This window comes from Paenibacillus algorifonticola (assembly GCF_000971975.1).
GTDB classification, from domain to species: Bacteria; Bacillota; Bacilli; order Paenibacillales; family Paenibacillaceae; genus Pristimantibacillus; species Pristimantibacillus algorifonticola.
This window is the reverse complement of record NZ_LAQO01000001.1, coordinates 473,980-488,073: the sequence shown is the minus strand read 5'-3', so window position 1 is coordinate 488,073 and position 14,094 is coordinate 473,980. Positions and strand designations below refer to the sequence as shown.

Annotated in this window: 21 protein-coding genes; all 21 read left to right on the top strand. The window is 46.8% G+C overall.

Annotated features, from left to right (window positions below; genetic code table 11):
• Positions 1-25: 25 nt before the first annotated feature.
• The 21 genes from WH37_RS08975 to WH37_RS08870 all read left to right on the top strand — a co-directional run bounded on the left by WH37_RS08975 (position 26) and on the right by WH37_RS08870 (position 14,047).
• Positions 26-205: a hypothetical protein gene (locus tag WH37_RS08975; RefSeq protein ID WP_046230178.1), complete on the top strand. Its 180-nt coding sequence runs from the start codon at positions 26-28 to the stop codon at positions 203-205.
• 29 nt (positions 206-234) lie between these two features.
• Positions 235-1,032, top strand: coding sequence for a DNA adenine methylase (locus WH37_RS08970; RefSeq protein ID WP_046230177.1), 798 nt, complete (start codon positions 235-237; stop codon positions 1,030-1,032).
• A gap of 33 nt (positions 1,033-1,065) precedes the next feature.
• Entirely contained in the window at positions 1,066-1,302 is a 237-nt protein-coding gene (locus WH37_RS08965; protein ID WP_046230176.1) for a hypothetical protein, read from the top strand.
• A gap of 42 nt (positions 1,303-1,344) precedes the next feature.
• Positions 1,345-2,028 (top strand): dUTP diphosphatase, encoded by a 684-nt coding sequence (locus WH37_RS08960; RefSeq protein ID WP_046230175.1) that lies wholly within the window; start codon positions 1,345-1,347, stop codon positions 2,026-2,028.
• A 12-nt stretch (positions 2,029-2,040) separates the two neighbouring features.
• Complete coding sequence (locus WH37_RS08955) at positions 2,041-2,301, top strand: hypothetical protein (protein WP_046230174.1); 261 nt, start codon at positions 2,041-2,043, stop codon at positions 2,299-2,301.
• A 396-nt stretch (positions 2,302-2,697) separates the two neighbouring features.
• Positions 2,698-3,141 carry an XF1762 family protein gene (locus WH37_RS08945; protein WP_046230172.1) on the top strand — a complete coding sequence of 148 codons (444 nt, stop codon included), beginning with the start codon at positions 2,698-2,700 and terminating at the stop codon, positions 3,139-3,141.
• Positions 3,142-3,235: 94 nt separating this feature from the next.
• A complete protein-coding gene (locus WH37_RS35440) occupies positions 3,236-3,388 on the top strand; it encodes a hypothetical protein (RefSeq protein ID WP_156182269.1) in 153 nt (50 codons plus the stop codon).
• 12 nt (positions 3,389-3,400) lie between these two features.
• Positions 3,401-3,580: a hypothetical protein gene (locus WH37_RS08940; RefSeq protein ID WP_046230171.1), complete on the top strand. Its 180-nt coding sequence runs from the start codon at positions 3,401-3,403 to the stop codon at positions 3,578-3,580.
• 2 nt (positions 3,581-3,582) lie between these two features.
• A complete protein-coding gene (locus WH37_RS33450; RefSeq protein ID WP_052736890.1) occupies positions 3,583-4,059 on the top strand; it encodes a YopX family protein in 477 nt (158 codons plus the stop codon).
• A complete protein-coding gene (locus WH37_RS08930; RefSeq protein WP_046230170.1) occupies positions 4,052-4,519 on the top strand; it encodes a hypothetical protein in 468 nt (155 codons plus the stop codon). Before WH37_RS33450 ends, WH37_RS08930 begins: the two co-directional genes overlap by 8 nt.
• Complete coding sequence (locus WH37_RS08925) at positions 4,516-4,965, top strand: winged helix DNA-binding protein (RefSeq protein WP_046230169.1); 450 nt, start codon at positions 4,516-4,518, stop codon at positions 4,963-4,965. Before WH37_RS08930 ends, WH37_RS08925 begins: the two co-directional genes overlap by 4 nt.
• A gap of 3 nt (positions 4,966-4,968) precedes the next feature.
• Positions 4,969-5,721, top strand: coding sequence for a putative metallopeptidase (locus WH37_RS08920; protein ID WP_046230168.1), 753 nt, complete (start codon positions 4,969-4,971; stop codon positions 5,719-5,721).
• Between the two features lie 135 nt (positions 5,722-5,856).
• On the top strand, positions 5,857-6,393 hold the full coding sequence (locus tag WH37_RS08915) for a sigma-70 family RNA polymerase sigma factor (RefSeq protein ID WP_082110715.1): 537 nt from the start codon (positions 5,857-5,859) through the stop codon (positions 6,391-6,393).
• A gap of 585 nt (positions 6,394-6,978) precedes the next feature.
• Entirely contained in the window at positions 6,979-8,178 is a 1,200-nt protein-coding gene (locus tag WH37_RS08905) for a helix-turn-helix domain-containing protein (protein WP_046230166.1), read from the top strand.
• Positions 8,179-8,262: 84 nt separating this feature from the next.
• Entirely contained in the window at positions 8,263-9,303 is a 1,041-nt protein-coding gene (locus tag WH37_RS08900) for an ABC transporter substrate-binding protein (protein WP_074904680.1), read from the top strand.
• Positions 9,304-9,512: 209 nt separating this feature from the next.
• Positions 9,513-10,697: an NAD(P)/FAD-dependent oxidoreductase gene (locus WH37_RS08895; RefSeq protein WP_046230165.1), complete on the top strand. Its 1,185-nt coding sequence runs from the start codon at positions 9,513-9,515 to the stop codon at positions 10,695-10,697.
• Positions 10,698-10,856: 159 nt separating this feature from the next.
• Complete coding sequence (locus WH37_RS08890; RefSeq protein WP_052736889.1) at positions 10,857-11,420, top strand: helix-turn-helix domain-containing protein; 564 nt, start codon at positions 10,857-10,859, stop codon at positions 11,418-11,420.
• A gap of 90 nt (positions 11,421-11,510) precedes the next feature.
• Positions 11,511-12,119 (top strand): ABC transporter substrate-binding protein, encoded by a 609-nt coding sequence (locus WH37_RS08885; RefSeq protein WP_046230164.1) that lies wholly within the window; start codon positions 11,511-11,513, stop codon positions 12,117-12,119.
• Between the two features lie 278 nt (positions 12,120-12,397).
• A complete protein-coding gene (locus WH37_RS08880; protein WP_046230163.1) occupies positions 12,398-12,823 on the top strand; it encodes a DMT family transporter in 426 nt (141 codons plus the stop codon).
• 37 nt (positions 12,824-12,860) lie between these two features.
• On the top strand, positions 12,861-13,583 hold the full coding sequence (locus WH37_RS08875) for a Crp/Fnr family transcriptional regulator (RefSeq protein WP_046230162.1): 723 nt from the start codon (positions 12,861-12,863) through the stop codon (positions 13,581-13,583).
• Positions 13,580-14,047, top strand: coding sequence for a DMT family transporter (locus WH37_RS08870; protein WP_046230161.1), 468 nt, complete (start codon positions 13,580-13,582; stop codon positions 14,045-14,047). The genes WH37_RS08875 and WH37_RS08870 overlap by 4 nt, the downstream gene beginning before the upstream one ends.
• Positions 14,048-14,094 lie beyond the last annotated feature (47 nt).

Sequence of the window (14,094 nt, the reverse complement as noted above, 5' to 3'; positions counted from 1 at the left end):
CATACAGAGAGGAGGACACACCAAAATGATTACAAAAGCAGAACTAAGTCGCCTGTTAACTGGAATTAGGCTCGGACTTGAGAATGTACACGACGATTTAGCGGTAGATGAAAACGGGTCTTTTGACATCAAGGACTATGATCATCTTATCGACAAGCTGGAAAGGCTGCTTCCAGTGATTAAAGGCACTGTAGAGGTTGAGTAAACCCCCTTATAGAGGAGAGGAGGACACACATGAGCGCACCGCGCATCTTACACTACCCCGGCAGCAAATGGAGTATGGCGGACTGGATTATCAGCCATATGCCGCCGCATACGACGTATCTGGAGCCGTACTTTGGCAGCGGGGCGGTGTTGTTCAACAAAGACCGTTCCATATTGGAGACGGTGAACGACCTGGACGGAGAAGTTTCAAACCTTTTTCGAATAATTAGAGATCAACCAGAGGAACTGGCCAGACTTATTCACTGGACTCCATATGCAAGGGCTGAATACTACAAAGGCTATGATTCGGAAGGTTCAGACATAGAGAGAGCCCGCCGTTTTCTAGTCCGCTGTTGGATGGCAAGAGGCGGGAAAACGAGTGACCGAACCGGATGGCGACATATTATCGACTTAAATGCACCACATCCAGCGAAGGATTGGCAGAAGCTTCCGGACAAAATAATGCAGGTGACAGACCGGCTACGTAATGTGCAGATTGAGTGTCAGCCTGCGGGGAAGTTGTTGGAACGATACAAGCGGCCCGAGGTTCTGCTTTACGCTGATCCGCCTTACTTGCTCTCAACTCGAAGTAAACGGATGTACAAGCACGAAATGAACGATGCTGACCACGAGGAATTGCTCGAAGCGTTGATTGCTCATCCTGGTCCGGTACTCCTATCGGGGTATGACCATCCGATGTATAACGACAAATTGCGAGATTGGAGCCGAGAAACAAAGGCTGTAACGGCAGAAGCGGGTCGTTCTCGTATCGAAGTCCTTTGGATAAACCCAATAGCAGCTCAATATGGGCAGCAGAGTTTATTTTAACCCCCTATAGAGGGGAAAGGAGGCGGACACACGATGGCAACACTCATTTACGTGCCATTCCAGCCAGAGAGAGAAAACGCGACTATTTATGTTAACGAACATCCTCCTACTGTAGAGGCAGAATCGGAATGGGTTTATACCGACAATGCTGTAAATCAATTTGGACTAAAGAAGCCGGTTGATAAGCAATGGAGAAAAAAAGCTCCTAAGCATTGGGTTGATAATGGGTGGGTTCGGGAAAAAGATTCGGAGCAACTCAAGCTATTTTAGGCGCCCTTCGGGGTCTGCCATCCAATACAGGAGGGAACAAACATGTCAACTTTAACTTTGGAACAAATGTACGAAATGCAGAAGGCGCTGGACGCCAAGATCATCGTTGAGAAGGGGCTGGAAGGCAAAGACCTGCTGCCAAACACGGTGCTGGCGTTACAGGTTGAAATTGCCGAGCTGGCGAACGAATGGCGCGGGTTTAAGCATTGGAGTAATGACCGGCAGAAGCGGACGAAGAAGGAAATCACATGCTCTTATTGTAACGGTACAGGGGACGAGAATAGCGAAGCTAATATTCAAAATTTGCTAGATGGCGGCAGTGGTGAGCCATATAAAAAATGCAGTGAATGCGATGGCAAAGGAATGACAGGCTATAGCAATCCCCTCCTTGAGGAATACGTAGACTGCCTGCATTTCTTCCTGAGCATTGCGCGGCAGCTTGACCTTCCGGCATCAGACCTCTATAGCTGGGAAGATGGTGTCGAAGGGGAAACGACAATTCTCTTCTCCGAAATAATGCATAATGTGGGAATGATTCATGCAGACAAGATGCTTACACGAGATTTCGAGGATGTACAAGCATTTAAACGGGAGTGTTTCAGGGCAGCTTTGTTCATTTTCCATGCTTTAGGCGAGCAACGTTTAGGCTTCACCTTTGAGGACGTCTCAGCAGCCTACGCAGCCAAGAACGCCGTTAACCATGAGCGTCAGGCTAACGGGTACTAGGAGGGGATATATATGAAAAAACCCAAGTATCAAAATTACAGGGTCTGTTACGACAATGGGAACGCGGCTACAGGTACAAAGATTTATGAATTGCATAAATATTGCGATTGTCCAGGTTGCAAGACCAGAACAGCGATGAAAAGAGAACCCGTCAATCATGCCACCGCCACTACAAAAGATATTTCAAAAGTGGACGAAGTAGCTGAATTTTTGAAAAATTGGACTTGTGATGATGGGAAAATATATTTGAAAATAGCGTATTTTCAATTTTGAATACAGAAATACATGGGAGGGATATAAAGTGAAACTCAAAGCAAAATGCCCAAAATGTGGAGTTAATAATTGGAATCGAGATTGGGATAAAGCGACAAGGAATGTTTTTACAGGAAGCAACATCGGTAGTATATCTGATCCTGATTACAGAGATTGTTGCATCCATGTTTGTCCGTCATGCGGGGAAGAAATTGACGGAATTACAGATGTCGATTAGGTCTGAATACATGGGAGGGAACGACATGTTCGGTCATAACTTTTACGCATCATTGTTGCTAAGGTTTGTGCTCATCATCTGCGGACCAGCATTTTCGCTTGGCATATTCGTAGGCTGGCTGATTTGGGGTTAGGCATCACCCCATATAACCACCCATACAAAACGGAGGAGGGACGACAGTGCTAGAAACGCAACCGATAACGTATGCAGACGCCTGCGCTTATGTGGAGCAGTATCATCGGCATCACCCAGCACCACAGGGTCACAAATTTAGCATCGCGGTGGCTGACGAGCACAAAGTTGTAGGTGTGGTCATGGTCGGTCGTCCGGTAGCGAGGCATTTGGATAACGGTAGGACGTTAGAGGTCACTCGCTGCTGCACGGACGGGACGCGAAACGCGCCAAGCAAGCTTTACGCAGCTGCCTGGCAAGCAGCGAAAGCTATGGGATACCGCAGGCTTGTCACCTATACACTGGCACAGGAACCGGGCACAAGCCTGAGAGCTTCGGGTTGGAGGTCACTCTACCAAACGCAGGGCGGAAGTTGGAATTGCGAGTCTCGCCCGCGTCTGGACAAGCATCCAACCGGACAGAAAACAATCTGGGAGATACTCGCTGAATAGTACCACCCATACAGCCGTACCCACGAGCTGGCGGCCTGTCACGCCTTTCGATAGAACGTCAGTTCGTGGATTAACCATTAGGGAGAGATGATAGATGAATTTACAACTATTGATTAAAGAACTTATGGAGCATGACATGAATAAAGATGCAGTCATCAAAGTAGGCGATGAGTTTTTGGAAATCTTAGAGGTTGAATTAACTACGAATGATTATGGTCAAAGAGTTGTAGCGATTAAAACTCGATAGGGAGAGATGAACATGAGCAAAAATATCGTAGTTCACACATTTTATGAAAATGGCGTAGCAGTATGGCGCGCGGAGTGGTACCAGAAATTCACCGAAGCAGAACTTAAGCAGAGAGCAGCGGATTCGGGGTTTGACGTAGATCATGTCAGCGATACGACAGGACGACTTGTTAACCTTAAGGAGGGCGTGTGAGCATGAGAAAAAGAAACAGATTTAAAGGCAAGGACGTAAACGGCAACTGGCACAGTGGGAATCTCACCGTTCTCCAAGTTGACGTTAAAGATGTTAAGAAGGGTTGCTATATTTCGAATAAGGCAGGATTGCCTTTTGCTTTCCAGGTTCGCCCAGAGACAGTCAGACAATGTACGGGCCTTCCGGATGGAAAAGGTTTAGAAATGTTCGGCGGCGACATTACCGAGTTGGAAGTGGACGGAGAGATTCGGCGCTTTGTCGTTAAAGTTGGAACGGTAGTACGTGATATCGTCAGTCATCCATCATTTACGGATGAGACGGCGCGAGCATCCATTACAGGCGTTTATTTTGAGTGGCAGGGATTCAAACTGTTTCCGCTTGTGGACGAGCATGGTGTGCCTGATAACGAGCGTATGGTCATCGTGGGCAATGTTTGGGATAATCCAGAACTGTTGGAAGGGGTGAGCGGTAATGACTAAACATTTGGACCGCGCTAAACTATTGGACTGGCTGGGTCCGGATGCCGACTTTTCCAAATACAAAGGTGGCTTGATACCTGCTGCTGTAGTGGCTCATCAATACATCAGAGATGCGATTAAGGCAGGCAAGTTTGACGTTGAGCCTAGCGGCAATACGGAGCAGCTGCTGGCAGAGGTAGAGAGGCTGCAACAGGATAACACAAAGTTGAGCAAAAAACTTCAAGCAAGCAGAGATAGTGTGTATGGGATATCAGTCGAGGGAGACGAAGCACGTTCAGAACTGAACGAAGCAATGGCAGCCAACGCCGCGCTGCTGGAAGGGCTACAAGACATAAAACATACAATCGCCATGTCAGGGTTTTACAGTAACGCTGATAGCCTCAAGCGGGTGCTAAATACCGCTGGTAAAGCTTGTCTTGACCTTATAGTCCTATACGGGGGTAAGGGGGAAGCGACATGACCACAATCAAGCCTGTCAAGATATCACCACAGCAGGCTTTAGTGCTGGAGCATATCCGTGCTAACGATAAGGTGACTAAAAACTCGATCATTCAGAACATGAGTCTCAACCATAATAGCGCGAGCAACGTGATATCCATACTGTGCGATCTAGGTTTGATCCGCAAAGAGCAGGCGCCGCAAGGTCACTTCCTGCATGCCACGGACAAAGCATATAAGACCGGGCGCGCCACTCCAGAGGATTACGCAAAGGGGTTCATAGTCCGCGAACCTGATTTGCTGCTCGAGCATGCAACGACTCTGGAGTTGACGCAGGAGCAATGGGACACGATTGCGGCTAATCCGGGCATGCCCCGCACGCAGCTGGCGAGGCTCTTAAAAATAAGCAAGTTTGACCTGAATCTAGCGATTGATCGCATTAAAAATCCAAAACCAAAGGGGAAATAATCCATGGCAAAAGCAAAAGCGGCAGAAAAGTTTCATAGCGTAGGCAGGGAAGAGGATTACGAGCAGTTGAATGACATCATTAATAAGCATCATAGGGACTTTGCGGACTCGGAATTCTTGATCCTGTTCAAGCATGGCGGCTGGAAGTCGAAGGGGAAGGTGGTTTTCGGCAAGTTCAAGGTTCTCGGCGATGACCTCCGCAGCACATGGGGGAAAGATGCGATTTTGTACCTCAACGCTGACATGTGGAAGCAGATGGCCCCAGCACAAAAGGTGTATGTTCTCGACCACGCGCTGTTCGGGCTCGACTTCAAATACGACCGCCACAAAGACGTCAAGGAAGCTGCTGACGGTCGCCCATTGCTTACGACAGTGCCGCCGGACATTGAAGCTTATGCCGAAGTAATCAAACGTCACGGAGCTGTTACGGAGGACGTGAAGCGGCTGGCGAAGTCGATGAAAGAAATGAATCAGCTTACCATTGACGATATTCAGGAGCAACCGCCAGAACAGCCACATGAAGGTGTTAAGGTAACGGTCGGACAGGATGGAGTAGTTGAAACAGTTGAAGAATATGACGAAAAGAACCAAATGACGCTTGAAGAGGCGCATGCTGCAGCGTTGGCGGAGGAAGCAGCTAGGCAGGATGATCCGATGCACGACATGAAGCGAGAAGGCGGTCTGCTATTCACTGATCCAGAAGAGGACGAGGAGCACGATGAGCATGAAGAGTCAGGCGGCGAGGACGACTTTTAATGCGCCTCAACTGGTGGCTCATCGCAGCGCTGGCAGCATGTGCAGCATTTTGGGTAACGCTCATCGTGCTGCTTAGCAGGATTTAATCAATGCCCCGGCTTCGGCTGGGGCTACTAATAGAAGGGACGTGAGAGGGTGGGCAAGTCACAACGGGCAGGCAAAGTTCCCGAAATTGGCACTGACGGATTTCTTACCGATCTCAGGGAGCTCAAACAGTCCTATCGCAACACTTACTGGCTGCTGCGGCGCTCATTGATAGATGCCGGCGAACAGCATCCTGATTACAAGACGATCAAAGAGGCCATATCCGATGTCAACTATGCAATCATGTGGCTGCATACAGGCAAGCAGCCAGGCACTCGCAGAGGCATCGAACGGCGCAGCGTGTATCAAAACACCGTGCTGCTGGACCCGATGATTATGCAGAGCTTTGCAAATCCGGTTAACAGTCGGAGCGGTTCGTCACTCACTGAGGATGAGAAAAAGGCGCTGGAGGAAGTATTGGAGATTTTAAGCCCGCAGGAGCGTGAGTGTTATGTAATGGCTCACGGGCATGCGATACCGCATCAGCAGATTGCTCGGATGCTTAAGCTTTCAGAAGGTACGGTTTCCACATACATTAAGCGGGCACATGAAAAGGTATCCCGTGGCTGGGAAGGGACATTGTTTTGAGTGATTGTGCAAGCATAACTGAGGTGACATTATGGGAAACGAAATTATTATAAACGGTAATAAATATGATGGATTCAAAAATGATACAGGAGAAATCGTCTCGTTACGACGGTTTAACGAAAAAGCGAAGATGTGGGTTACAATAAATTTTTCCGAGGTAACAGGATGCAGCGAATTCGATGTAAATGAGCGCGTCACACAAATGCTATCGGTCGAGTTCCTGAATTCGTTCAAATAAAAAAAGTAACCCCGTAGATATTATTCTACGGGGTTTTTATATTATGAATTTTGTGGAGACGAAGCTTTTCCTTGGCGGTATTCAAGACGCGTCTCAATAATTTTATATGGTAGTGAAGATGAGCGATGCGCTCTCCCAGCTGAGCTAAGGCCCCGAGTGACACTTTTATTATTATACATAGAACCAGCATTCCGCGCAAGATGATTAGAAACAAATATATAAGTCATCAGAAGCCCCGTTATAAAAAAGCATAGATCCCTCAACACTAGAAGCAAAGAATTCAACTAATTATGCTATAATAATATTGTTATTGATAATTATTCTCAATTAAGGCGGAGAGATCATTCATGCAAAGGCAATCCACACAAAAACCCCTTGAGCAGGCACGTGTTCGTACCCAATATGTTCAGGACTCCAAGGATAAAATCGATAAAACGGTCATCCATATGGAAGATCATTTTCAGCATACCATTTCACGCGAGCAGCTTGCAGAAATTGCAGAGCTTAACCCCGATCATTACTCTCGCATGTTCCGTAAATATAAAGGGACCAGTCCCATAGGCTATTTGACGGGTTTGCGAATGGAGAAGGCTAAGACGCTTCTAAAGCATTCACACTATTCAATCGCGGAGATCGCCAGACTGGTTGGCTATTCAGATCCCTATCATTTTAGCCGTCGTTTTAAGCAACTGATTGGCGTGGCGCCTACTCATTTTAAGGAACAGGATTTACCTCGAATAGTAGCTTTGGACGGACTGGGCCACTGCCAAGCTCTTGGTATGGAGCCAATTGCGGCCGATTTGGATAGAGCAGGAGGTTATGTGCATGTATCTGCATCAAATCAGCTTCTGAATATCGGCCCTTTAGTGACCCCGAAAGCGGATCTCGAACAGCTTATAGCGCTGCATCCCCAGATGATTGTGACCGCAAATTCAGAGCTGGAGCAGCAGCTGAGCACGGTGGCTACGACGATTAAGCTTGATGTACTGGAAGACCCTATCTATACGCAATTATTTGCAGTGGCTGCTGCACTTGGCCGCGAGAAAGAGGCTGCTGCTTGGGTAAAGAGCTATGAGGCGCAGTGTACGGAGCTGCGGTCACGTTTATTTGGCAGTATTGGTGGTGAACGGGTTGCGATTTTGCGTGTGAGGGAGCAATTATTGCAAGTATACGGCATGCTTAATATGGGCTATCCCATTTATCACTCCTTGCAGCTGGCACCCCCTGATAAAATTTCAATGCAAAGCATTTTTAATGCACATTTTCATTCCAGTGTCATCTCTATTGAGGAATTGCCTTTCTATGAGGCGGAGCATCTGCTTGTTGTTGTTCAGCCAGACAACGGGGCCCGCAGCGAGTGGCAGGAAATTACGCAAACGGAGGCATGGCATAATTTTCCCGCGGTCCGCATGGGTAATGTTCATCACATTGATGTGGCAAATTGGCTCAACAATGATCCCATTTCGATCCTGAAGCAGATGCATGAAGCAGCAGAGCTGCTAATGAAGGGGAGTCGGCGTCGGAATTATCCATCATGGATGCAATAATGGCCTATGGAGGCAGCAGCAGGACTAGGATACAATTTGTAATGATCTTAATTATCATTATCAAAGATATGGCGGGAGGATAAAATGGTACAGCTATTTAAAAATTTTAAGGCAATGCTGCTTGTGAGTGCTGTATTGCTGGTGCTGCTAATCATTTCGGCATGTGGCGGCACGAATGTGCAAGAACAGGCGGGGGAAAATAAACCAGCGAATACGCAGCAGACGGAGAACAATAAAGCTGAAAGCGCTGAGGCATCCGAATCGGCAACGACCAAGAAGGTGACAGATGATTTAGGAAGAGAAGTAGAAGTGCCTGTTGATCCGCAGCGAATTATTGCGGGCGAGTTTGCAAGTGAACTGCTTGCGGTTGGCTTGAAACCGATTGGAGCAGGCGACAACAGCTTTAAAATCGTGTATACGCTCGATCAAATGGAAGGCGTAGAGCCGATTGGAGATCCGCCGAATATTGAGAAAATATTAGATTTGCAGCCGGATCTCATCGTAGCACCAACTGTTTTTTTTGAAATTTACCCAGAGCAAATGGAGCAAATGAATAAAATTGCGCCAGTCTTTTATCTTTCTTTTGAGCAAGATCCGATCTACGGCATTTTTACCAAACTGGCCAGCCTGGTAGGCAAGGAGCAGGAAGCCGATACATGGATTAAGGGCTATGAGGAAGAAGCTAATACAGCAAGGGCGCAATTAAAGGAGTCGTTAGGTGAAGAGACGGTCTCCATTTTCCGTGTGGAAAAAGGCCGCCTGCGTATTTACTTAAACCGTAATTTCGCTGGTTATATGCTCCACAGTGGACTGCAAGCCAATGCTCCTGAAACTGTAAAGGCTGAAATTGAGAAAAATCCATTCAGCTCTGCCATCGAAATTTCGCTTGAGATGCTTCCGGAATATGCGGCTGACCATATGCTGCTCATCGTTCGTGATGAGGGAGACGACAAGAGTGCAATGGAGGAAATCGAACAGCTGGAGCTGTGGAGAAGCCTGCCTGCAGTCAAAAATAAACGTGTTCACAAGCTGGAGACAGAAAAGTATTATGGCTCAGATATTACGACTATTCGTGAGACAATGAAGGAAACATTAAAGATGCTTACAGGCGGCAAAATACAATGATCGCCTAGGGCGAGGCTCATATATTGAACGTTAAAAAAGTTATGGGACATTTTTAATGATGCATGAATAAACGGCTCCTTACGATGGATTTACATCATGAGGGGCTTTTTTTTACAGTCAGGTACTTGAAGGTACGGCACTGTCACAGAAAACACTCCTTTATCGTCATACAGACAAATAAGCAAATGAACTTAAAGGGAGTGGATGTAATGGAAACGTTGACCTATATCGTAATTGGAGCGGGATATGCTGGTATCCATGCTATGAAAGAATTACGCAAAAATTTAAATATCGGAAAAAGAAGCCAGCCTATCCGATTCGTACTAATCGACAAAAATAGCTATCACTTGCGTAAGGTTATCTTGTTCAAGCCAGCGGTAACGGACGAAAATATTTGCATACCTCTTAACCAATTGTTTCCTGAAGGTGTTGAGCTGCTTCAGGCGACCGTTACAGAAATTAAGAAAGCAGAAAAACAGCTGCTGCTGCGGAATGCGAATGGAGATGAACAGGCGATAAGTTACGATGTGCTTGTAGTGGCTATTGGTAGTATCATACGGCGTCTCGGCGAGGAAAAAGGCGGATTGCCGCTTGCTACGCTGGAGGATGCGATGAACATTAGGAAAGCATGGCGTGCCAATTTACAGCAAGCTGCAATCGAAGCCAATCCGGTCGAAAGAGAGCGCCTCATGACGATAGCTGTAGCGGGAGCTGGTATTAGCGGCATTGAAACGGCCGCCGAATTAGCCCATTATGTTCGGACAGATGCGAAGCAGCTGGGATTAAATCCGAATGAAGTACACATTCGCTTGTTTAATGCGCATGAAAGATTATTTTTGGATGGGCCAGGCAAAGTGGCCTCGAAATTAGAGCAGATGCTAACGGATAATGGAGTAGCAGTCGTTCATGGAAGCCGAGTGCTGTCGGAAGCAGCCGGGCGCCTGCGTTTGTCCAGCGGAGAGGAGGTGCCCGCTGGCTTGTGCATTTGGACATTAGGTCTTATGCCAAACCCGGCTTTAAGACAGCTGGGCTTGCCGACAACAGAGGACGGGTTTGTAAAAATTGATGCAAGCTATCGGGTTAAGGCTGCTAGCGGCATATACAGTATTGGGGATTGTGCGAAAGTGATTGATCCGGATACTGGCCGTTCAGATGGCATGACCTGCAAGGAGGCTATTCCGCAAGCGGTTAGACTCGGCAAAGTTATAGCAGCTGATCTTGAAGGGAAGCCTGCTCCTCTGCATACGGGCTATATGGATAGCTTCAGCATTGGCCTAGGACCGGAGAAAGGGTTAACATGGGTACACAAATGGGGGATTGATTTTATGATAACTGGCAAAATGGGTTATCGGATCAAACAGTTAACATGGAATTTAGCCAGCTCCATTAAGTAGGCTTGTGCCGGGTACGTGGTATAATGAAAGTATAACCAAACGGTACAAATGATTTGGAAGAGGGTCTCATGATGAACTGGAACGAATACGTTTTACTATGGAATCAGGCTCCACCAGTTTCATGTGCTGCACGGCGGCAAAGGAGCGAACCTGGAGATTATGCCTGCTGCAGGAGAATTCGCATTTTATCTGGTTTTCTATAAGGCGATTCTTCCATTTCCAATTGGCAATGCTCTTCACCGTTTAGCAGATGAGCGAAAGCCGTTTCACTCTCCTTTCCACGCAGTTCCCCATGAACCGCTGTCATTGTACGACAAATTAAATCAAATGAACCGTCTATGGCATAATGGGCAAGCCTTGGATCAGCTTAAGGTGAAATCGTTGTTTTATGATTTTGTTCATGAGCTATTGCGGCAGCTGTCCGTCAATGGATCGCTGGAGAGCAGCCCAGATCTCGTCAAACAAACGATTCGCTATTTGCATGAGCATTACCAGGAAGCCATAACGATGGAGAGTCTGGCCCAATTGCTCGATTGCAGCATTAGTTATATATCCCGGATATTTAAGGCGAAGGTGGGGACGAGCCCCCATGATTATTTAATTCAGGTGCGTGTGGAGCAGGCGAAAAAAAGGCTCAGCTCGTCAGAATTGAGCTTGCAGAGCATTGCCCAGTCTGTAGGCTATGACGATGTCTATTGTTCCAGGAAATCGATTCCTCTATAGTGATAATGAAAATCATTATTGCGAAAGAGGAGAGGTACATTCAGCTATGTCAAGAAACACGAAGCTATCTTTTGCCGCAGTCATGCTGTTATGTTTGACCTTATTAATCAGTGCTTGCCAGACGGGGGGAAATCAGCTGAACATGATTTGGAGAAAATTTTGGAGCTGGAGCCGGATTTAATTATTTTGATCGATGCGTATGTAGAGATAAGCGGCGGTTATGATGCTTTTGCCAAAATAGCGCCTACTATCGTCATTGAGCCTTATTATGACCCAGTGAAGGATATTAAACTAATGGGTGATATTTTGGGGAAAGTAGACGAAGCACAGCAATGGATCAAGAATTTCGAAGAGAAGGTTGCTGTTTCAAAACAAAAAGTAAGTGAAGTCATTGCGCCGGATGAAACGTTCACCATTATGAGCGTATTCGATAAAGCTACCCGGGTTTATAAAGATCAGAATATGGGAGGCAATGTCCTTTATAAGTATTTAGGATTAAAACCTCAGGAAAGAATAGTAAGCGATTTTATTAATAACGAAGCACAGACTGCGCCATATATGGAAATTTCGGCCGAGGTTATTCCTGATTTTGTTGGTGATCATCTTGTAGTAACAACAAATGCTGACAACAATGAAGCCTTTGAAAGCTTTAAAGGTACGGCCATATGGGATCAGCTGGAGGCTGTGAAAAGTAATTAGGTGTACATGCTCGATTACGATTTATTTTTGCAAAGTGATCCGGTAGCTGTAACGAAGCAGCTTGAGCTGATGACGGAAATGCTTCTTAATAACAACAAGTGAAAATACTTGCAGCAGTAAGCTTGGCCCGTTCCTCATTGAGGACGGGCCTTTTATTATTTTTGACTGTTATAACCTCTATGCAAAAATCGGTCTTTTTCTCGCTCGGGACATATGTCCTTCCCAATATGCGGCGTTGTGCCGTTTAATTAAGGAAACGAAGAGGACGGAGAGGACTTATGAAAGGCATTTTGTTTGCGATATTAGGCGGGGCATGTATTACGCTGCAGGGAATAGCGAATACCCGAATTAGCGGAAGCATCGGAACGTGGCAGGCGGCTACGCTTACCCAATTTACCGGCTTTATCGTGGCCTTGATTATTTTGATGTGCGTAGGTGCCGGAAAATGGCGTGAATTTCAGCAGGTGAAGCCTTTATATTTGGCAGGCGGCTCTTTTGCAGCTATTATTATTTTCAGCAATGTAACAGCTATTCAACAGATTGGCGTCACGCTTATGGTATCGATGCTGCTGATTGCCCAGCTCGGCATGACGGTCATAATGGAGACGAATGGCTTTTTCGGCTTGAAGAAGCAAAAAATAAGCGGGGCGCAATTGATCGGCATTGGCATGATGATTAGTGGTGTGTTTTTATTAAAAGGTTGATGCCGAAGGCGAACAAAGCCATGAAAGAAGTGGAGAAATGATTGAAATAAAGGACCGCGAGCTGCTGGGTCATTATTTGCAGCTGCACCAGCTGGAGTCTGTATTTAATGAGCCGCTGCTTCCTCATTTGACCTTGTACAGCTTTGAACAAGAGGAGCTCATATGCGGCCAGGGGGAAACGCCTCAGCATATGTACGTGCTGGTGAAGGGGAAAATTAAAGTATATACGAACTCGCCGGAGGGAAAGACGCTCATTATTTCCTTTAAGACGCCCCTTGAGGTCATTGGCGATGTGGAATATATACGTGGGACGGAGTTTCTCAATACAGTGGAGGCTGTATCTCCCGTTATAATGATAGGGGTTCAGCATCGCTGGCTAGATAAGCATGGAAGGGACTATGCGCCGCTGCTGCGGTTTTTATTGGAGAAAATTACGCGGAAGTTTTATTTTAAATCCAATTCCATGAGCTTGAATGTAATGCAGCCTGTGGAAGTACGCCTGGCAAGCTATTTGCTGTCGGTCTCCTACGACGAATCCGATGCGCAATTTAAAGGGGAGCTCAGCACGGACAATTTGAAGGATGTCGCTAATTTGATTGGCACAAGCTATCGACACCTGAACCGGGTTATTCGGCAGTTTTGTGAGGAAGGCCTCGTCGAGCGTACGAAGCAATGGATTGTCATTAAAAATAAGGACGCCTTAAGCAAACGGGCCAATCATCATATTTATACGGATCAGAAGGGAGAGCAGGGCCAATGATGACAGGCATATTGTTTTCGCTTATGGCGGGCTCGCTCGTCAGCATACAAGCGATTTTTAACAGCAAGGTAAATGAACGGGCAGGAACGTGGGCGACAACGACGCTCGTATTGGGACTCGGGTTTCTGGCTTCCCTGACGATTGGCTTTATTTTAGAAGGGAAGCAGCTGTTTGCGTGGCAGGAGATGCAGCCATGGTTTTGGTTCAGCGGTTTGATCGGGGTAGGTGTAGTCATGAGCCTGGTGCAGGCGATGAAGCGGCTTAGCCCGACGATTGCAATTGCCATTGTCATGACGTCGGAGGTTTTATTTGCCCTATTATGGGATTCGCTTGGCTGGATGGGGCTGGAACAGGTTCCGTTTACGATCAACAAGCTTCTGGGCGTGCTGGTCATTATCGGCGGCATATTTGTATTGAAATTTGGTGGTAAGCGTGAACGTCAGAAAGTGAGTGAGGCGGCTTAGCCTCCTGCAATAGGATTGAAAGAGCGTTTCTCTGCATAGAAGAATGC